Here is a 20,373-nt window from a genome sequence, read left to right as displayed (position 1 = left end):
TAATGCGATTAAAAATATTTTCTCTGATTTCATAATATCTGATATTAATTGGTTAAAATTTTAAAAATTCATCTTTATTTCAGAAGACTTTCTAGTAATAGTAAACTACAACATTTATACCAAAGTTGCGATATATTTAATTTTCTTACCTTCTACTCCAAATTTTGCCCAGATAATGCATAACTATCTTAAAAATCCTGAAAATTGACAATAATTTAACCAGGGCCCTTAAAGATAATCCTTCCCATTATGGTATTTTTACGAAAATAAACCGTCATGAATTTCTTTCCAATTATGAATTTCAAAACCTGTTTCTTAACCGGCTTACTCTTATTTTTCCTGCTTTTCAAACTGGCTGCCCAGCAACCCAAAATTCACAGTCACAACGATTACCTGCAAAATGTTCCTTTTTGGGAAGCCTATGCCTCCGGAGCGAAGTCCATTGAAGCCGATGTCATCCTGATGAACGACACCTTATTTGTGGCCCATGAAAAGGAAAGCATCAAAAATGGCCAAACCTTAATTTCCCTTTACCTGGATCCCATATTGAAGGCCAGAGAACTTGGAATTGGCCATCAAGAATCTTTTATGCTTTTGGTGGATTTCAAAACAGAGGCCTATGCCACCATGGAACAATTGTTGAAAGATATACAGCCCTATGCAGCTTTATGGGAAAATCGGGAAAACCCATTTGTAAAAATAGTGGTATCCGGAAATCGTCCTCCCAAAGAAGACTACTACAATTACCCTTTTCCAATATACTTTGATTATCAGAGCACAACAGACACGCTGGATTTGCCCCTTGATAAAATCGAGCTTTTTAGTTTGAGTTTTGGAAAATTTTCCCAGTGGAACGGTAAGGGTAGGATAACCGATGAGGATGCAGAAAAATTAGAAAAGCCCATCCAAATCGCCCATGGTTTCGGAAAGCCATTCAGGTTTTGGGCTACTCCGGACAGCAAAACAGCCTGGAAGGCATTAAGCGAAATGGGTGTGGATTATATCAACACCGATCAACCCCATGCAGCCGGATCCTATTTGAAAAGCCTGCCAAAAAGGCTGTATAAAAGTCCCAATGTCAGTGAAATATACCGTCCCACTTTCGAAACGGATGGCATACCATCAAAGGTTAAAAATGTCATTTTACTAATTGGTGACGGAAATGGGCTGGCCCAACTTTCTGCCACCATGTATGCCAATAACAATCAGCTTACCATCACCCAATTGAAAAATATGGGACTGATCAAAACCCAGGCTGCTGATGATTTCACCACAGATTCTGCTGCAGCCGGTACTGCCCTGGCTTCTGGCAAAAAGGCAAAAAACCGAAGTGTCGGAAGCCTTCCGGATGGATCCGCAGCTGAGAATTTACCTGCCTATTTAAAGTCTTATGGCTTCAATTCTGGAATTGTGACCAGCGATAATATTACCGGAGCAACACCTGCCGCTTTTTATGCCCACCAGTCCGAGCGGGACCTTATCAGGGAAATTGCTTCCGATCTGCCAGAAAGTCCGCTGAATCTCTTTATAGGTGGCGGAAAAAATGATTTCTTGAGGTTTGGTACAGATGAAACCAAAACGCTGGAAGCCCATGGGTTTTACCTGGCCGGCTCCCTGGAGGAACTAGCGGGCAGCAATGCCTCCCGGGTTGGGTATTTTGCTTCCAACCATGGTCTTCCCAAGGTCATACAGGGAAGAAAGCATTATCTGAAGCATGCCACAAAAGCCAGTCTGGACTATTTCCAATCCAAAAAGCAACCCTTCTTTTTAATGGTGGAAGGAGCCTTTATCGATTCCGGAGGACATGCCCATGAGGTCAGCACCGTCATAGAGGAAGGGATAGATTTTGACCTGGCTGTGGCTGAAGCCCTGCGTTTTGCCGATAAGGATGGGCAAACCCTTGTCATTGTGACGGCTGATCATGAAACAGGTGGCATCAGTCTACCACAAGGCAACCTGAACCGTCAGGAGGTAGAACTTGAATTTTCTACCGAAGACCATACCGGGATAATGGTACCAGTTTTTGCCTATGGCCCACAGTCGGATACCTTCAGGGGAGTTTATGAGAATACTGCGATTTTTGATAAAATCATTGCAGCCATACTGCAATACCTCAAATAGTCCGATTTCCCAGGCTTTAAATCAATTATTTATTCTACCTGATATTCACAAAAAAATAGTACCTTAAGCCATGAAGCAAAAATATTTCCTGTTATATGATGCTGTTCAAATGCTTTCCAGATTTCTGATAGCTTCATTTCCCTTATTGTTTTTCTCTCCATTAGCCATGACGCAAACCCAAAACGAGATATTGTACATCGGAACCTACAGCGAAAATGACAGCAAGGGTTTGTATGTATTGGCCTTCAACCGGGAAAAACTCAGTACCGAAACCATCCAGACGGTTCATGACAAAAAAAGTCCTACCTTTTTGGCATTGCATCCAAACGAAAAATTCCTCTATGCCGCCTACCGGGAAGGAAAAAATGAGAATGATCCGGCAGGTACCATTGTGGCTTATGCCATTGATGAAAAAACAGGGAAACTCTCTATGATCAATCAGGTTTCATCGGTGGGAGCCAGTCCCTGCCACATCAGTATAGATCCTTCCGGTCAGGTAGCTTTTGTTTCCCATTACCAGGGGGGTAATCTGAGCAGTTTCAAGATTCTGAAATCCGGTGGTATCAGTGAGGCAGTCTCCTTTATCCAACACCAGGGCAGCAGTGTTCATCCCAATCAAACCAAACCGCACATGCATGCCATGATCCCTTCCCCTGATGGAAACTGGGTATATGCTTCGGATTTGGGAATAGACCAGATCCTGAAATACAAGGTTCATCCCAAAAAAGGCAGTGTGGGCAAGGAACCCGAAATTTTCCCCACAAAACCTGGATCCGGACCCAGGCATTTCGTATTGCACCCTGATTTACCCTATGCTTATTCTCTGGAAGAACTGAGCAGCACAGTAGGCATTTATAGGGTAGATCCCAAAAGTGGGAACCTTTCTTTCATGAACCGGGTACCCATGCTTTCACCTGAAATCCAAAGTGACTACAATGCTGCGGCCGACATTCATTTATCAGTGGATGGAAAGTGGCTTTATGCCAGCAACAGAGGTCAGGATAACCTGGCCATATACCGGGTCGATCAGGAAACTGGCCTGCTTAAACTTTCGGAACATGTGCCAACAGGAGGTCAACATCCACGAAATTTTAAAGTGGATGAAAAAGGAGATTTACTGTTTGTAGCCAATATGGAGTCAGATAATGTCGTTATCTTCAGGATTCAGGACCAATCCGGAATCCCTGAGTCCACCGGAAAAAGCATTTCTATACCCAGGCCAGTATTTATCGAACAACTGTTTTTAAAATAGCTGGCTACTCCCCCATTCCAAAAATGACAAGCTGCTTCGTGGTAGGTGATACATATTGCCTTTCTTCACCCACCACAAGCCAATAACCTTCCTTTTGGATTGAATGTGGATGAGTATAGGATTCAAGCAACAACTCAGTTTGCCACCACCCCTCCTTGTTGAACTCCCCTGGCTTAATGAGCTCTCCACTCTCGTTCTCTACCCGGATGGATGGCATTGCCTGGGAAGTGCCCTTCCAAATTACTTTGAGGGGCATCATACGCTGATAGGAATGGGCTTGTTTGGTCTGATCAATACCAAAATCCATTTTATCATAACTATTCCCAACAAAGGTAACTTCTTTGGCATAGCAGCTTCCACAGGATTCCCAACCCATGCGAAAAGGATGCATGTCCTTTCCACTGGTATTGGTAAAATGATTAAATGCAAATCGGGTATTGATTGTTCCTCCATAGCGGGAACCTATCCAGGCAGCGGGAACATTCGAGAATACCTGATTGCTGCGAAACTCTCCACCAAAACCGCTCAGCCCTCCTCCAATGTAAAAAGCTGCTGCTTCCGACTGAGAAGATGCATCTGGATGCTTCACCGTAATATGGTTACCCATGATCAGGTTATCCCCTGCACTGGCACTGTAAAAAACACCCCAGGCCATGGGTGTGTAATCCGGGTATTCCGGAAAAGTACGACCTAATACTTCAATGGTATTGTTATATACCTTATTCCCATACGCACCTGTTGGAGAACCCGGCTTGTCCCCGTAATCGGCAATTCTAATGGCAGCCGTGCTAAACTCTTCCTTACCATATTCTGTAGTCGGAGGGGAGGCAGCTATCCGGATCCGGTTATTGAATATTTCTATGCCTTTGTGTCTGAAAATCTCTATACCGGAACCCATTTCGGGGACAATGTCATTTTCAAAAATCAGGGAGCTGTCTCCCATAGCCATGATACTGTAATGGTTGGTAACCCTTTGTTGATTCACAAAGGTATTGTGATGTATGGAAGAGTTCGCCCCTTTAAACACCAGACAGCCCTGCCCTCCTGTAAACTCCGAGTAGGCTACTTCTGAAGCTACTTTGCCCCTTAGGTCCACAGCATAATGCCCTGAGCCGTGTCGGTGGATCAATTGGGGGTTACTCACCTCAAACCTGCAATGGCTGATATGGGCCTGGGGCACATCAACCGCTGTGGCATTGATCCCCTGATTGATGATGGTCACCCGATCAAGAATCACCTGCACCTCTTCAGCCGTAGATTGAATACCCCAGCTCATTACCCCGCGAGACCCGGATTTAATGGTGCCGTTTTTGATCGTAACGGTTCCCCTGCCGCTTACCTGTGGAATTCCCGGCAAAGGGGTTCCATTTTTAAAATTGGCCGTATAATCATAAAAGGCAGCATGCTGATTTTCATACAAATGGTCGTAGTGTCCTTTTGGGTGGGTTTTACCTACAATGCCAATACCTACGTCAAAAGCCGGAAAAATACCAATTTCATCTACCAGACAATCCGTCTCAGCTTTTATCCGGATCCGGTACTTCCCTGCCGGAAGACCCTGCAAATGGGCCACAATAAATCCTCCTCCCAATCGGGGGCTTTTGTTAAATACAGGACTGCTCTTCATGGTTTCCGATCCGTAATCAGTCCAAACTTCCACCACTTTTCCTCGTTCGTCTTCCACAAGAAGGCTGATTTTCATTTCATTGTTCAGGTCTCCTTTCATATCCCTGAAAACGTGGCCTGTGATACCACAGATCGCATAATACGATCTGTTGGCATAAGGTATTTCCATGTAGGAGGAAACAATTTGATCTCCTTTTTTCAAACCAAGTAATTTTTCACCAATGAATGGGCGTGTTTTACGGGTATCCAATAATTCGGCCCCTGATGCTTCTGTTAGATCCCAGCCGTCCAGCCCATCCTCGAAACTGCCATTTTCAAGGCTGTCATAGTCCCCATTGGCAAAAGTGATGGTATGCCCATTCAGGTCCAGGGTGATATCTTTTCCCAGAAAAAAAGCACTTTTTTCAGCATAAATATCCCGGGTGAGCACATAGGTACTTCCCTCCACTCCATAATAGCCGGGGCGGTCTATTGGGATGACTTCAAAATTCCCGGGAAACTCAGCTGACTGTCCCCGCAATTCCAGATCTGGAAAAATAAACAACAGCATCAAAAAACAGGTAGTTAGCCATTTCCATGAGCCTTTGCCATCCAATATCATTCTACCATAAATTAAAAAACCGGACACCCATTCCATGCTTTCATTCTTTTTTTAAAACATTGTCTTGAGATCAGGGTAGCCTGCATTTCATTTTTACCCCCTGATTTTATCGGTCTTGGCTTATTGAAAATCATCCAGGCTTAGCCTGACCAAAGATATCTTTTCATAGGGGCTTTGATCCCCTTTTTCGAAGAGACAGAGAACTTCGCCATTCGGCAATACAGCCAAGGCAGAATAAGCCGAAGGACCGTCAAAAAGCAGTTGCGAAGCTTCCCATGTTCTTCCACTATCGCGGCTTAATTTTACGGTCATGTTTTCCCTTTTAGTACTTGCAGGATTGGCAAATAAAACCAGATCTCCGGTGGGGTCCCCTGGCCAGGAATACCGGAAAAAAGCTGCCTGACAAACCGGCTCCACCAATGCCACCGCCTCCACCGGATCCGACCAGGAACCTCCCCCGTCCTGGCTTACTGATAAAGCCCTTCTGTTTTTTCCAAAGTAAGATCGCATATTCATCAGCAAGGTGCCCTTGCCATCCGCCATTTCAATAAGCTGGCTTTCGTTCATTTTAGGCCTGATCACTCCTCCCAGCTGCCAGGTTTTCCCATGATCATCACTATATATCACATGAGCACCATATTCATATTTTCCTCCCCTTACATTTCCTTTCGGATCATTGTAACTGTGGTTGGCCGGAATTACCAATCTCCCTTTATGGGGACCGTTTTTAATTTGAATCCCTACTCCCGGACCGGTAGCATACCAGCCCCATTCAGGACGCTTGACGCCGGAAGTAATATCCCTGGGTTCAGACCAGGTTTTACCATGATCTGTTGAGGACATGACAAAAACCCTGCGGGTATCCTTACTTCGTTTTAAAATGATATCACCCTCATGGTCATCACCCCTGTTCCAGGTTAACAGCAGGTGAATATCTCCTGTAGTTTCATCCAAAACCGGATTGGGATTGCCACAGACATTGTCACCATCATCCCAGATGACCTCCTGTTTGGACCAGGTTTGCCCACCATCAACCGATCTTTTCACCAGCATATCAATATCCCCGGTATCTCCCCTGCCAGATTTCCTGCCTTCCGCAAATGCCAGCAAAGTACCATCCTTGGCCAATAAAAGCGAAGGGATCCGGTAAGTATGGTACCCGTCCTCTCCATTCACAAAAAGATCCATTTCTTCATTACCTGGAATTATAGAAGTGTGCTCCCCGGCAGGGGATACGTTCAAGCAAAAAACAAATAAAAAGTACAGTACCATAATGAAGACAACATTAGAAAATTTGTGAGAAATTATTTTTTAACAATAGATCAAGAAAACTACTCTTCGTAACCTTCCGGATACCTGATAATCTGTAATAAATAGGGTTTTTGGAGAAAATCCCTGGCGATTGACTGCACCTGATCTGCAGTCACCCCCAATACCCTGTCCTCAGCGCCCAAAACCGTATCTAATGGCATATCTCCACTGATGGCCGCACTGATTTGCCCGTGCCAAAATCCGTTCCGTTTCAAATTTTCTTCCAGTGAGATGCGTTTGGTTTCCCTCACTTTTTCAAGGTCCTCCAAATCGGGACCATTTTCCTGAATTTTCTCAATTTCCTTCCATACCGCATCCGTCAATTCCTGAACTGCATCCGGGCCACAGGGGAAATTTATGGTAAAGGCAAACCGTTCTTCAGGAACTCTGCTCAAAGCCCCTCTGGCGCTGACCCCATATACGCCACCGATTTCCTCCCTCAAAGTTTCTATCAATTTGATGGTCAATATTTCACCCAAATAGGAGAATTGCTGGGATTTTTCCAGGTCGTAGGGAGTTTCACCGTTAAAATATAAAATCACCTGACTTTTATCATCCACTCCTACCTTTATCAGTTCCCTTTGGTTGCTGGGTGGCCGGATTCCCAGATCTATAAATTCTTCTTCCTTTTCCAAAGGATTTCCCGGCAAGCTTCCAAGGTAAAGTTCTATCAGGGGTATGGCCGTTTCCAGGTCAATATTTCCTGTGAAAAGGAATTCAAAATCGGCAATATCCCCAAACCGCTCCCGGTAAATTTCCAGACTTCTTTCCACTTCAATGGCTTCCAGCTGTTCCGGAGAATAAATGCCCATTCCCCTTGGATTGCCATTGCTGATGATTTCATTGACTTTTTTATTGAACTGGAAATCAGGATTGACAGCGGCACTTTCCAATTGGTTTTTTTGGTTGGTCAAAAAGACTTCCCAAAGATCTTTGTCCATTCTGGGTTCACTGAAATATAGGTGGATCAGCTGTAGTGCCAATTCAAAATCTCCTGGAGATGTGTTACCTGAAATATTTTCGGAATAAGTGCCAATATTGGGGGTCACCTGTACATTTTTACCGGCCAATACCTTTCTCAAATCGGATGGAGAGAAATCTCCGATCCCCATGACATTGACGGCGGTACCTGCATAGGCGGCACTGTAATGATCTTCTTCGGGATAAAGAGAAGTTCCCCCCTCACTTGATCCGGTAAAGAGAATTTCTTCATTTTTATAAGTTGTAGGCTTAAAATGGACTTTCAAGCCATTTTCCAGCATCACCGTAACAAGCCCAACTGATGCCAATGTGTCCACTGTTTTTATTTTTCCAGGCTCCGGGAAACTAAGTAACAATTCCTCCCTCAATTCCTTTTCCTGATAAGGATCTGTTTCGATCTCCCCGGCATTTTCCAATAAGGCCAGCAATTCGGATTCGCCTGGCAGGCTTGCCTTATCTTTTTCAGGTGCAGTGATGATCACCACCGTATTGTCATCCCGTATCAATTGTGCAGCCAGTTCATTAACTTCACTTATGGTGATTTGGGGAATAATTTCCTGGTAAATCTCATGCCTTTTCTCCGGCCCTTCCGCAAAACTCTTGTTCAGGAAATGGGAGACATACCTGCCCACCAGGGATCGGGATTCTGCCTTGTCCATTTCCTTGAAACTGCGTTCCGCACTATTTAAGAGTGAGCGTTTCACCCGCTCCAATTCACTTTCGGTAAAACCATGTTGGACCAGGCGCTGATTTTCCTCTAAAAAAGACTGCAAACCAGCTTTGGCTTTGCCCGGCCCTACTACACCTGAAGTGGTAAAAAACTCCAGACCTTTTACCAGACTGCCATACCTGGCCCCTGCAAAAATAAAAGGTGCGTCAGCTTTTTGCCGGATTGCATCCAGCCTTTGGGTCAGCATGCCCCCAAACATGGTTCTTAACACCCGGTCTTTGTAGTCCTGGTAGGTTCGGGTGGGTTCAGGTTGGTGTTTGTAGTACAATTGAACCTGAATGCCTGGTGCCTCCTCATCTGTAACGATCTTCACAAAATTCTCTTCATGCTCCGGAACGTCATGATAGATCCTCTCGGGTGCATCTGCTGGATTTTCCAGGTCTTCAAAATACTTCCTGATCAATTCTTCAACCTTTTCGGGAGGCACATCACCCACGGCGACAATAGCCATCAATTCCGGTCGGTACCAATCTTCGTAAAATGCACGGATAAGGCTATCCGCTGCATGCCGAATGATGTCCATATCTCCTATAGGAAGTCTCCTTGCATATCGGCTATCATGAAGCAGTACGGGTAGATAAGCGTCACGCATGCGCTGATCCACTCCTTGTCCGGTACGCCATTCTTCCACCACTATCCCCCTTTCCGCATCAATATCCTCAGACTCCAGCAAAAGTCCTCCAGCCCAATCCCGCATCACCTGAAAACCATTATACAATTTTTCTTCTTCATCTGTGGGAATGGGCAACATGTAGACCGTTTCATCAAAGCTGGTATAAGCATTCAGGTCACTGCCAAAAGCAACACCTATGGATTGCAAGTAACTAATCAGTTCGTTTTTCTCAAAATTTTCGGAGCCATTGAAAGCCATGTGTTCCACAAAATGGGCCAGACCAAGCTGGTTATCCTTCTCCTGCATGGAACCCGCCTTAATCGCCAGACGAAGCTCCAATTTGCTTTCAGGTTTGGGATTATACTGTATGTAATACTGCATCCCATTTTCCAACTGCCCTGTTTTAACCCTGCTATCCAGGGGCACGATTTGAGAAGAATCGACCTGGGCCAGGTTGGAAAAAACAATAAAACTAAAACATAGGGTTAATAAAAACTGCTGCTTAATCTTCATTTTATATATCGTAAAAAGAAAGTCATATGCTCAATAAGACAGTCAATATGCTAAAATAATCTTCCATTTGAAAAAAAATCGGCACAATTGGAGGTAAATTTTGGATGGCTGGTTTAAACGACTAATATTTACAAGTCTGGGATTGGAAATCCTGGTTAAGCTTTCGATATTTGATTTCAAATCCGTATTTAATGATGCTGAAAAACTCTTTCACAGTAATTTTGACCGTAATGGTCATGTTTGCCTGTTCCTCTCCTCCCCTGATGCGTTTTACCCTTGAAAGTGGAGATGTGGAAAGGAAAAACAGCCCTTTATTGATTTCAACCGGCAAGGAGCTTTCTGTTGGTAGTAATTATGAGTTGGTCCATGAAGAGAGCGGGCAGGCCTATCCTGCCCAGGTTTTGGAATCAGGCCAATTATTGGTTTTTATTGATTCCATGGCCGCTCAAACTACAGCAAGTTATGCGCTGGGACAAAATACTGAGGAAAAGGAAACCATTCAAGGTCCGGCAATTAGCAGCTCAGAAGAAGGGCTTGAAATTGCTATTGATGGAAATCCCGTGTTGTTTTACCAGACGGCCACTGCATTTCCTCCGGAGGGATTACCAGATTACTACAAAAGAAGTGGCATGATCCACCCACTTTACAGTCCCGATGGGCAGGTGCTCACAGATGCTTTTCCTGCCGGGCACACCCACCAGCATGCCATTTTCAATGCCTGGGTAAATACCCGTTTCAAAGGGGAAAAAGTTGACTTCTGGAACCAGCATCAGGAAACCGGTACGGTAAAACATGTGGATTTGGTACATACAGAAGAGGGTGTAAACACGGCTTTGTTTGAAAGCATATTGAGTCACATCAGCCTGAAGGATGGAGAAGTCCTGGAGGAAAAATGGCGGGTCATGGTCTATCCTATTGCAGATTATTATTTGTTTGACCTGTATTCAGAACAGACCAATACCAGCAACGATACCCTATTTGTTTTAGATTATCATTATGGCGGCATGGGTTTCAGGGGCAGCAAAGAATGGAATGAAGTGGATTCGGTTCATTTTACCAATTCATGGAATATCCTGACCTCGGAAGGCTTTACCAATGAAAATGCCAACCACACTCATGCTGCCTGGGTGGCTGCATTTGGGAAGGTGAATGGAAAAACTGCAGGAAGCACAATATTCGGGTTTCCGGATAATTTCCGTTATCCGCAGGCCATCAGGGTTCATCCTACTATGCCTTACTGGGTGTATGCGCCCATGGTAGACGGAGAATTTTACATTGCTCCCGGAGAAACCTTTAAAAGCAGCTTTAGGTATTATGTGCACCAGGGTGAACCCGATGAAAAGGTGATTGAAAATATTACCAATGACCTGATGAACCCCATAAGGGTAAATGTTTTAGACTAAACGAAGGATGAGATAAGTGTTTTTTTGATGGTTCGACTTTAATTCTGGAATTTCCCGGACATCGTCAAGTGGTGGACCTCTTCCATTTCTTTTTCATCCAGAGCCCGGTCAAAAATGGCAAGTCCACCAATCAAACCATTGAAAAAATTACCCATTCCCCTTTGTAAAACAACGGCCCCAACCGTAAAATCGGAACCATTGTCCCCTAATCCATCCGGAAAATAGTAGGGGTTTTTGGAATGGACCAACCCCTCTGGCAAACCCGGAAAACCTTTGGTGTTTTTGATGGGCTCAGGAGCCCTTTCCTTAAATTCTCCATCCAGATAGGATTTGATATACTGACCGTCATATGTAAAAGCTATAAAATGCCAATTATCCGTATCTAGTTCTTGTTTGCTGGCAGAATAATCACAACTATACGGAAAAGGAGGGGTGGCTCCCCCGGAAGCAGAAACATGTCCGCAAACCTGATTGGCTCCATTGTAATGCGGAAGATCTACAAATAGTCCATATTGTCTTTTTCCCCCATCGGTATATTCATTCCACATCCCTCCTACAAACCCGGTCTTTCCTTGCCACTTCACCCATGCCATGACCGTAATACCCTGCATTTTTCCATGAATATTCAGGTCACCTGTGTTTTCATGTGGAAGGGCCATATATGCCCCCTCTTTAAAAACGGCAGAAAAGCCTGACAGAGGTCCTTCCTCTATTCTTGAAATTGGACCATTCATTTCTTTCAAGGGAAAACTCCCCTTACCTATCGCCTTTCTTTCGTTTCCGGCAGCTTCCTTAAAATCCCAAAGGGCCACCAAACCCTTTTTCTCTGCTAATGCCCGGATTGGTTCCTGCCTACCAAAAGTGGCCTGTGTAGCAACAAAAACCAGCCATACAGCAAACTGAAAAATTCTTTTTCCTATCATTGGTTCAGATTTCTTTGTGAAAAGAAATATTTTTATATTGTTTGCTTTTCAATTTTGTAAATTTATAAAATATTACCCTTTCTACCCGATAAATCTAAATGAAGAAACAAATCAATTTTCTAATGACCAATAGCCTTGTCCTTTTATTCACTTTTGCCCTGGCAGCTGCATCCTGTACCAATCAGAAAGCAGAAGAGACATCGGCCCCGAAACCTCCGAATATTTTATTTATTTTCACAGATGACCATGCCTTTCAGGCGATAAGTGCCTATGAAGACAGGTTGGCAGCCCTGGCCCCCACCCCCAATATTGATAGAATAGCCAGGGGAGGCATGCGCTTTGACAAGGCTTATGTGACCAATTCCATTTGTGCCCCATCAAGAGCTACCATACTTACAGGAACCCATAGCCATGTAAACGGACACCGCACTAATGGAGATATTTTTGACGGAAACCAAATCACTTTTCCCAAACTATTGAAAGAAAAAGGATATACCACTGCCCTGATAGGTAAGTGGCACTTGCGGTCTGCGCCTACTGGTTTTGACCATTGGGAAATCCTGCCCGGTCAGGGGCATTATTACAATCCGGATTTTATTTCTGCCACGGATACTGGAGCTGTGGAAGGATATGTTTCTGACCTGATCACAGAAAAGTCCCTGGCCTGGCTGGAAGCCAATAAAAGCGAAGATAAACCCTTTCTGCTAATGCTTCAACACAAGGCACCGCACCGGGAATGGGAAAAAGGTCCGGATCACCTGGATTTGTATGAAGACGTCACCTTCCCCGAACCAGACAACCTTTTTGATGACTACAGTACCAGAGGAACCGCAGCCAGGGAGCAGGACATGACCATCGAAAAAACCATGCAAATGGCTTCTGATCTGAAAATTTGGACAGAAGACAGCAAAAATCAAGGTAGCTTTAACCGCACCTATGGCAGAATGAATGAGGAGCAAAGAGCCGCATGGGATTCCGTCTATGATCCCATAATTGAAGATTTTCAGGAATTAAACCTCTCTGGGGAAGAATTGGTGAAGTGGAAATACCAAAGGTACATGAGAGATTACCTGGCCACCATCCGATCTGTAGATGATAATGTCGGAAGGGTGCTGGACTATCTGGAAGAAAATGGGCTGGATGAAAACACCCTGATCGTCTATACCTCAGATCAGGGTTTTTATTTGGGGGAGCATGGTTGGTTTGACAAACGTTTCATGTATGAGGAGTCGTTCAGAACGCCACTGTTGATGCAGTGGAAGGGCAAAATACCGGAAGGAAGCGTGAATAAAGATCTGGTGTCCAATCTAGATTTTGCGCAGACCTTTCTTGACATTGCAGCCGTGGAAGCACCTGACCGCATGCAGGGCCGAAGCCTGCTTCCATTGATGATGGGAAATACTCCCGACAACTGGAGGGACTACCTTTATTACCATTACTATGAATTTCCAGGCGTTCATAGCGTACAAAAGCACGAAGGAGTAACTGGCGAGCGGTATAAGCTCATGCATTTTTACGAACTCGATGAGTGGGAATTGTATGATCTGGAGAAAGACCCCATGGAGATGAAAAATGTGTATAACCATCCGGAATATGACTCCATCCAGTCAAAGCTTAAGGATCGTTTGAAAAGGATCAAAACCCAATATGGTGTCATTCACCCGAAAAGTGACTATTAAACAGCATTAAACCCAAAAACATGCGGATCAGCTATTTCATTATTGTAAGCCTGCTACTATTTGGCTGTGGCCAGAATAAAAGCAGTAAAAACGAAATCGATCTTTCAGGACCTGTTCAATTGAAAATTGAGCAGGATGAATCCACCGGACAAATCAAGGTGATTAGAGCCGATTTGCCGAATAAACCAGTTTTGATTCAGGAAGCCAAAGAGGATTTCAGGCCTTATATCCATCCCATACTTGCCCCTGATGGCAAGGGTGTTTTGACGGAATACAGTCCGGGGCACCACAAACACCAAACAGGTTTATACTGGGGCTTCACCCAGGTCAATGGCAGGGATTATTTTCACCATCCAGAGGGTAGCCACTGGCGAAAAATAGCCGCTAACGTATTGCAGACAGAAGGTGAAAAGGTAGCCTGGCAAACGGTATACGAAATGCTGGATAGCCTGGGCCAACCCGTCATGACAGAAACCCAAAATTGGTCCTTCACCATCAATGAAGGACAATATTACCTGGACCTGGAATGGGTAGGGCTGGCAGAAAAAGCAGTAAAAATTGGAAAGTACGATTATGGAGGATTGTTTCTCCGAATGCCCTGGAAGGAAGGAATGGATGCAGCAGTGGTCAATACGGCCAGGCAAACAAATGAAATGGCAGAAGGACAACCTTCTATGTGGCTCAATTTAGGTATGCAGGTCCCCGATCGCAATGACCGGGTCAACGTTGCTTTGTTTGACCATCCCGATAACAAGGGCTATCCCCAAAAATGGCGGGTAGATGGACAATTCGGCGTGGGACCTGCCTACACCCGTGATCAGGATTGGGAAATAGCTGCTGGGGAAAAATTGGTTTTGAAACACCGTCTGTTAATTTATACAAATGAATTTCAGGACCTGGCTTTGACAGAGGCCTGGGGAAAATATACCGGAAATACCGGCATGTACAATACCACTGCTCTCTGGAGAATTGCCCAGGAGGAAGGGAGAAATGCTAAATTTCTGAGTCCGGAGGAAGCAGTGGAAGAAATGACCATTAAAGCTGGTTTTGAAGTCAATGTCTTTGCTGCTGAACCCATGATCACCCAACCCATGGCATTTTGCTGGGATGACAAAGGCAGGCTTTGGGTGGCTGAAAACAGGGATTATGAATCCCGTGGTCATGGATTTTCCAATGCCGGTGACAGCCGGATCCTGATATTGGAAGATAGCAACGGGGATGGTATCGCAGATAAAAAAAAGGTTTTTATGGAAGGCCTGGCTTTTCCGGCAGCTTTGGCCGTTGGATTTGACGGGGTATATGTGGGGGCACCTCCCAACCTGCTGTTTATCCCTGACAAGGATGGAGATGACAAGGCAGATGCTGATGACATTGAAGTCTTGCTTACAGGTTGGGGCATAAGAGACCGTCATGAAACCCTAAACAGCTTGCATTGGGGGCCAGATGGCTGGTTGTATGGATTGCAGGGCTTTGCGACTCCATCCAAAATCAGGAAACCAACCATATCGGAAAAAAAGAAGCTTTACGGACACCAGGATCCCTTTCCTGAAGATTTGATGGAAGCTGAAGGAGTGGATATCAACGGAGGCGTCTGGCGCTACCATCCCACCAAAGACCAATTTGAGGTAGTGGCACATGGATTCAGCAATCCCTGGGGTATAGACTATGATTCCAAAGGCCAATTGATCATGAGTGCCTGTGTGATTCCCCATCTTTGGCATGTGGTACCCGGGGGCATTTACCACCGGCAGGGAGGCCAGCATTTTAACCCATATGTTTATGAAGACATCAAAACCATCACAGACCACAGTCACCGGTCTGCCCATGGCGGAGCCAGGATTTATCAGTCAGATGCCTTTCCGCAGGAAGAAAAGGGCAAGGTTTTTATGGCCAATATTCATGAGCATGCCGTATTGACAGATAAGTTGGTTCCTAAAGGTTCCGGATTTAGCGGACAGCATGGGGATGATTTTTTATTGGCCAACAATGCCCAATGGGTAGGTTTCAGCATGGAAATAGGCCCGGAAGGGGGAGTATATGTTTTGGATTGGCACGATGCAGATATCTGTGGCCAGGAAGTGCTTCATGGCGAAACCGGCAGAATATTCAGGATAATGCCTAACCAATCTCAAGCAGAAAACTGGGATGGAAGATTTGGAGACCTCAATGAGCTAACGGATTTTGAGTTGGTTGAACTTCAGACCAGTAAAAGTGACTGGCACTCCAGAAGGGCCAGGGGAATTTTGCAAAAGAGAGCTGCCAAAGCCCCAAACCAAGAGAGCATTTCCAGACTAAAAAATATTTTTGAAAATGATAAAAATCCCGATTTCCGCTTGCGTGCACTTTGGACCTTGCACCAGATCAATGGTTGGAAGGAAGAGGAACTAATTGCCCTTTTGGAGGATCGGGATCCCTATATCAGGGCCTGGGGCATTCAGTTGCTCTGCGAAGACCAAAACCCTCCTGAAGCAGCCAGGGAAAAATTTCTAATGCTGGCGGAGCAGGATCCTGCTGCTGCCGTCAGGCTATACCTGGCAGCCGCACTGCAAAGGATTCCGGAAGACTGGAAATGGGGAATTGCAGCTGCCCTGATGCAGCGGGAGGAGGACAAATCGGACCATAACATCCCAAAAATGATTTGGTTTGGGACAGAACACCTCATGGAGGTGAACCCGGAAAAACTTCTTGGTTTGGCTGCTCAATCCCAAATCCCCCTACTTACCCGTTTCATTGCCCGGAGGGCCGTAGATGAGGATTTGTTGACACCTTTAGTAGCCACCATAAGTCAGGCAAAAGAGAACAAAGAGCAGCTTTTGGAGGGCATGCTTAATGGCATGGAAGGTCGTACGGACCTGGAAGTACCCGCCAATTGGAAACATACGGCTGAACTGCTAAACAAGCAAAGTCCATTGAAAGACCTGGCAGCCCAAATTTCCTCCCGGTTTGGAGATGCTGCTGCTACGCAAAAGGCCCTGGCAACTATAAAAAATAAATCGGATAGCAAAGAAGATAAAATAAGGTCTATTCAAATGCTTGCAGCCCAGCAGAAAGCAGCATTGATTCCCTTGCTTCCAGGTCTTTTGGAAGACAGGCAACTGAGGTCATCCGCCATTCGCGCAGTAGCAGGTTATAACAGGGAAGCATTGGGAAAAAACCTGATCGATTTGTATCCCCGGGCTTCTGAAGAAGAAAAAACCGCCATCCTTCAAAGTCTGTCCTCACGCCCTGTCTATGGAAACCTGTTGATGGAGGAAATCAAATCGGGCAACATACCAAAAAAAGAAATTCCCGTTACCCTTGCCAGGCAGTTGCACCGGGTAATCGGTAGTGGTTTTGTAGAAGTATGGGGCCCCATAGAGCATGTCCCCAACGATAAGGCAGCCTATGAGAATTACAGGAGCATCCTGACAGCAGATGCCCTGAAACAAGCCAACCTTCAAGCCGGCAAGAAATTGTTCCTACAATCGTGCGGAAGCTGCCATAAAATGTTTGGTGAAGGGGCAGACATTGGACCGGACCTAACCGGGTCCAACCGGCAGGATCCGGATTACATTCTTTTGAATGTACTGGAACCAAGTGCTGAAATTCAGGATGCCTACCGACTGGTAATCATCACCACGCTGGATGGCAGAACATATACCGGGAATGTAGTTGCGGAAAGCCCCAGGCAGATCACCTTAAAAATTGCCGGGCAAGATCCCGTTCAACTCAATAAGTCCAGCATTCAAAACAAAGAAATTACAGATCTTTCCCTGATGCCTCCGGGTTTGTTTGAGCCTTTATCCAATCAGGAAGTGGTTGATTTGATGGCTTACCTGCAAACCCAGCGGCAAATCAAATGATTCTATGATCAGTAAATTTTTATCCTTAAACCTGCGGCATTGGTCAACAAATGATTCCATTTTGAGGAAGGAGATCCCCAAAGGGGCTGCTCCCCAAAATATTTGCCCACTTCATATTGGAATTTGTAGTACACAGCGACATATGGATTGAATTCGAAATTGACACCCACATTAGGTGCTACTACAGCTCTGGTAAAAATCCTGGTGCCGTGGTTGACTGGAACCGTCATTGGCTGTTCTGATTTGGGAGTAATAAACTGAAATCCAGCATCAGCCCCATAAAAAAAAGAAAAGAAATCATTGTAATAATAATCGTAACGATAAGTCCCTTTGGTGGTTATTAATTGTTGGTATTGTCCGGTAGAATCCTCCTCTCCCGCACTTATTCTGTTCATCCGGAAAATTCCTACATTCAGGCCCCAGGTGACCATATCGGCAGAAAAAGGAGTCAATTCCTGTCGACCGGCAGCCAATTCAATACCTAAAGCCGGGGAATAAAAATCTTTTTGTTTGCCCATTAAAAATTTATGGGTGATTCCTGTGCTCAGTTCGAGTTCCTGTGCCAAGCCCTTTTCGCTATACAAGGCCAAAAAGATCATTGAAATTAAGACAATTGGTTTGGTTTTCATTTTTAAGGAATTATTTCCGTTTCCATGGCCCGTTTTTTCAGTTCATGGGCTTACAAATGTTCTTTGAGTCGGGAGGCAATTTCTATACCAAAAAGCTTACCTTTGTATAAAATTTCGACCAGGATTGAATAGCTTTACGGACGGTAGACATATTTGGCAACATGGGGATCAGCGGGTTCACCTGTTAAAGGAAAAAGCCATTTGGTTAGAGGAAGAAAAAGCCATTTTGGTGGCAGATACACATTTTGGTAAGGCCGGACATTTTAGAAAATCAGGGATTCCCATCCCAGAAACTGTGCATGTAAACGATTACCTCAAAATCCATCAACTCATTTTAAAATTAGGTGCCCGGAAAGTTTACTTTTTAGGGGATCTATTTCATAGTGATCATAATGATACCTGGACGGAGCTTCTTGAATTTCTGGACAATAATCAAGAGGTAAGCTTTTATCTGATTATGGGAAATCATGATGTAATGCCAGCAAAAATATATGCAAGCAGTAGATTAGAAATCATTCCGGAATCATACCTGATGGGCAGCTTAATTTTGAGCCATGAGCCTTTAAAAAAAGTAGCAGAGGGAAAACTGAACATTTGTGGACATTTGCATCCTGGACTGTTCATCAAGGGTAAAAGCAAGCAATTTTTAAAGTTGCCTTGCTATTATTTAAGTAAGCAGCACTTGATCATGCCTGCATTTGGCAGTTTTACCGGGTTGATGAAAATGTCAGCTGCTGCAGCTAAAGCCGTAATGGTAACCACCCCAGAGTCGGTGATCCCGATCAAATTAAAAAATAAGGTTTGTTAAGTTAATATACCTGATTAATTTTGATGCGAATAAATACCATATAATGGCCAAATTGCAGAGAAAAAAAACAAAACTGGGAAGCTATAAGTTTGCCAGCGTGCTATTTAGTATCACCCTGTCTTTGCTAATGATGGGTTTATTTGGTGTGATCGTCATTCAGGCCAAAAAACTAACCTCTCTGATAAGAGAAAACATTGAAATACAAGTATTCCTCAATAAAGACCTGAGTCAATCTTCTATTGACAGGCTAATTGAACAAATGGCCTCTAAGCCCTATGTTCTCCAAAAGGAAAGTGGGCAGGTGATTCAATATACCTCCAAGGAAGATGCAGCAAGTATTTTTCTGGAGGAGGTAGGTGAAGATTTCACGGCTTTTCTGGATGAAAACCCACTCAGGGACTCATTTACTTTTTCCGTGAAAGATGAATTTCAAACTTCAGAAGAAATAGCTGTAATTGTTACGCAGTTGGAAAAGATGCCAGGGGTTTTCGAAGTGACATACATGCAGGACATGGTGGCCTCCATCAACGAAAACCTGTTGAAAGTCAGCATAGTGTTGGGAACCCTAATCTTAATTTTGCTGGTTACGGTGGTAATCCTCATAAGTAACACCATAAAGCTGGCCTTGTTTTCCCAGCGATTTTTGATCAGAAGCATGCAGTTAGTCGGTGCCACAAAGGGTTTTATCCGGCGGCCTTTCCTTTGGCGGTCTTTTCTGTATGGGGCTTTGGCCGGTATAATCGCCTCATCCATTATTTTCACCTTATTGGAATATGGTAAAAATTTCATTGAAGGACTTCAGTTGTTGTACGACACAGAATTACTCATCATGCTTTTTGGGGGCTTGATTTTGCTGGGTGCCCTGATGTCCTGGCTAAGCACTTATCGATCTATAAATAAATACCTGAATATGTCCCTGGACGAACTCTATTAAAATTATGAAAAACAATCCACTTCCTTTCACCAAAAAGAATTACCAATTGATGCTGATTGGCATTGCCATTATTGTTTTGGGATTCACCATTATGGGCATGGATCAACAATTACATGGTTTTGGGTTTATGGGGCTTACCCTGGGCCCAGTCATTGTGCTTTTTGGTTTTCTTTTTCAATTTTATGCCATCTTTTATAACAAGAAATAATAAATGACTTTTTTTGAAGCAATAATTCTGGGAATAGTCCAGGGATTAACGGAATTTTTACCCGTATCTTCCAGTGGTCATTTGGAAATCGCTGCCGCCTTGTTGGGAAGCAAAAATTTACCTGAAGAAAGTTTGATGTTTACGGTGGTGGTTCATTTCGCAACGGCCCTAAGTACCATCGTCGTGTTTAGAAAAGATG

Annotated in this window: 14 protein-coding genes; 9 read left to right on the top strand and 5 right to left on the bottom strand. The window is 44.4% G+C overall.

Going from position 1 to position 20,373, the window contains the following annotated elements:
* Positions 1-294 precede the first annotated feature (294 nt).
* Positions 295-2,121 carry an alkaline phosphatase gene (locus tag HUJ21_RS17070; protein WP_291371857.1) on the top strand — a complete coding sequence of 609 codons (1,827 nt, stop codon included), beginning with the start codon at positions 295-297 and terminating at the stop codon, positions 2,119-2,121.
* A 70-nt stretch (positions 2,122-2,191) separates the two neighbouring features.
* Positions 2,192-3,373, top strand: a complete 1,182-nt coding sequence (locus HUJ21_RS17065) for a lactonase family protein (protein ID WP_291371856.1) — start codon at positions 2,192-2,194, stop codon at positions 3,371-3,373.
* Between the two features lie 4 nt (positions 3,374-3,377).
* Here HUJ21_RS17065 and HUJ21_RS17060 read toward each other — a convergent pair whose 3' ends face one another.
* The 3 genes from HUJ21_RS17060 to HUJ21_RS17050 all read right to left on the bottom strand — a co-directional run bounded on the left by HUJ21_RS17060 (position 3,378) and on the right by HUJ21_RS17050 (position 9,748).
* The gene (locus HUJ21_RS17060) at positions 3,378-5,636 is read right to left on the bottom strand and encodes a hypothetical protein (RefSeq protein ID WP_291371855.1); all 2,259 of its coding nucleotides are present in this window, start codon (positions 5,634-5,636) and stop codon (positions 3,378-3,380) included.
* 84 nt (positions 5,637-5,720) lie between these two features.
* The gene (locus HUJ21_RS17055) at positions 5,721-6,842 is read right to left on the bottom strand and encodes a sialidase family protein (protein ID WP_291371854.1); all 1,122 of its coding nucleotides are present in this window, start codon (positions 6,840-6,842) and stop codon (positions 5,721-5,723) included.
* 89 nt (positions 6,843-6,931) lie between these two features.
* Positions 6,932-9,748 carry a pitrilysin family protein gene (locus tag HUJ21_RS17050; protein WP_291371853.1) on the bottom strand — a complete coding sequence of 939 codons (2,817 nt, stop codon included), beginning with the start codon at positions 9,746-9,748 and terminating at the stop codon, positions 6,932-6,934.
* A gap of 191 nt (positions 9,749-9,939) precedes the next feature.
* Between HUJ21_RS17050 and HUJ21_RS17045 the strand changes: the two genes are divergently transcribed.
* Positions 9,940-11,151, top strand: a complete 1,212-nt coding sequence (locus HUJ21_RS17045; RefSeq protein ID WP_291371852.1) for a PmoA family protein — start codon at positions 9,940-9,942, stop codon at positions 11,149-11,151.
* A 38-nt stretch (positions 11,152-11,189) separates the two neighbouring features.
* Here the strand turns inward: HUJ21_RS17045 and HUJ21_RS17040 are convergent, their stop codons facing one another.
* Complete coding sequence (locus HUJ21_RS17040; protein ID WP_291371851.1) at positions 11,190-12,074, bottom strand: LamG domain-containing protein; 885 nt, start codon at positions 12,072-12,074, stop codon at positions 11,190-11,192.
* Between the two features lie 98 nt (positions 12,075-12,172).
* Between HUJ21_RS17040 and HUJ21_RS17035 the strand changes: the two genes are divergently transcribed.
* Both HUJ21_RS17035 and HUJ21_RS17030 read left to right on the top strand, forming a co-directional pair.
* Positions 12,173-13,753, top strand: coding sequence for a sulfatase (locus HUJ21_RS17035; protein ID WP_291371850.1), 1,581 nt, complete (start codon positions 12,173-12,175; stop codon positions 13,751-13,753).
* A 20-nt stretch (positions 13,754-13,773) separates the two neighbouring features.
* Positions 13,774-17,595 (top strand): PVC-type heme-binding CxxCH protein, encoded by a 3,822-nt coding sequence (locus HUJ21_RS17030; protein WP_291371849.1) that lies wholly within the window; start codon positions 13,774-13,776, stop codon positions 17,593-17,595.
* A gap of 8 nt (positions 17,596-17,603) precedes the next feature.
* Here HUJ21_RS17030 and HUJ21_RS17025 read toward each other — a convergent pair whose 3' ends face one another.
* Positions 17,604-18,224 carry a hypothetical protein gene (locus tag HUJ21_RS17025; protein ID WP_291371848.1) on the bottom strand — a complete coding sequence of 207 codons (621 nt, stop codon included), beginning with the start codon at positions 18,222-18,224 and terminating at the stop codon, positions 17,604-17,606.
* Positions 18,225-18,348: 124 nt separating this feature from the next.
* Here HUJ21_RS17025 and pdeM point away from each other — a divergent pair, with 124 nt between their 5' ends.
* The 4 genes from pdeM to HUJ21_RS17005 form a co-directional block, all read left to right on the top strand.
* The gene (gene pdeM / locus HUJ21_RS17020) at positions 18,349-19,032 is read left to right on the top strand and encodes a ligase-associated DNA damage response endonuclease PdeM (protein WP_291371847.1); all 684 of its coding nucleotides are present in this window, start codon (positions 18,349-18,351) and stop codon (positions 19,030-19,032) included.
* A gap of 43 nt (positions 19,033-19,075) precedes the next feature.
* On the top strand, positions 19,076-19,966 hold the full coding sequence (locus tag HUJ21_RS17015) for a permease-like cell division protein FtsX (RefSeq protein ID WP_291371846.1): 891 nt from the start codon (positions 19,076-19,078) through the stop codon (positions 19,964-19,966).
* A gap of 4 nt (positions 19,967-19,970) precedes the next feature.
* The gene (locus HUJ21_RS17010; protein ID WP_291371845.1) at positions 19,971-20,174 is read left to right on the top strand and encodes a DUF3098 domain-containing protein; all 204 of its coding nucleotides are present in this window, start codon (positions 19,971-19,973) and stop codon (positions 20,172-20,174) included.
* Positions 20,175-20,177: 3 nt separating this feature from the next.
* The coding region (locus HUJ21_RS17005; RefSeq protein ID WP_291371844.1) for an undecaprenyl-diphosphate phosphatase at positions 20,178-20,373 on the top strand (196 nt) is incomplete at its 3' end.

Source organism: Cyclobacterium sp., from assembly GCF_014762705.1.
Taxonomy (GTDB): Bacteria; Bacteroidota; Bacteroidia; order Cytophagales; family Cyclobacteriaceae; genus Cyclobacterium.
The sequence above is the reverse complement of the archived record's forward strand: the minus strand, read 5'-3'. Positions and strand labels throughout refer to the sequence as shown.

Bases quoted from the DNA above. Each gene is read 5' to 3' on its own strand.
- HUJ21_RS17070 (WP_291371857.1), top strand. From the start codon at position 295: ATGAATTTCAAAACCTGTTTCTTAACCGGCTTACTCTTATTTTTCCTG.
- HUJ21_RS17065 (WP_291371856.1), top strand. From the start codon at position 2,192: ATGAAGCAAAAATATTTCCTGTTATATGATGCTGTTCAAATGCTTTCC.
- HUJ21_RS17060 (WP_291371855.1), bottom strand. From the start codon at position 5,636: ATGGAATGGGTGTCCGGTTTTTTAATTTATGGTAGAATGATATTGGAT.
- HUJ21_RS17050 (WP_291371853.1), bottom strand. From the start codon at position 9,748: ATGAAGATTAAGCAGCAGTTTTTATTAACCCTATGTTTTAGTTTTATT.
- HUJ21_RS17045 (WP_291371852.1), top strand. From the start codon at position 9,940: ATGATGCTGAAAAACTCTTTCACAGTAATTTTGACCGTAATGGTCATG.
- HUJ21_RS17040 (WP_291371851.1), bottom strand. From the start codon at position 12,074: ATGATAGGAAAAAGAATTTTTCAGTTTGCTGTATGGCTGGTTTTTGTT.
- HUJ21_RS17035 (WP_291371850.1), top strand. From the start codon at position 12,173: ATGAAGAAACAAATCAATTTTCTAATGACCAATAGCCTTGTCCTTTTA.
- HUJ21_RS17030 (WP_291371849.1), top strand. From the start codon at position 13,774: ATGCGGATCAGCTATTTCATTATTGTAAGCCTGCTACTATTTGGCTGT.
- HUJ21_RS17025 (WP_291371848.1), bottom strand. From the start codon at position 18,224: ATGAAAACCAAACCAATTGTCTTAATTTCAATGATCTTTTTGGCCTTG.
- HUJ21_RS17015 (WP_291371846.1), top strand. From the start codon at position 19,076: ATGGCCAAATTGCAGAGAAAAAAAACAAAACTGGGAAGCTATAAGTTT.
- HUJ21_RS17010 (WP_291371845.1), top strand. From the start codon at position 19,971: ATGAAAAACAATCCACTTCCTTTCACCAAAAAGAATTACCAATTGATG.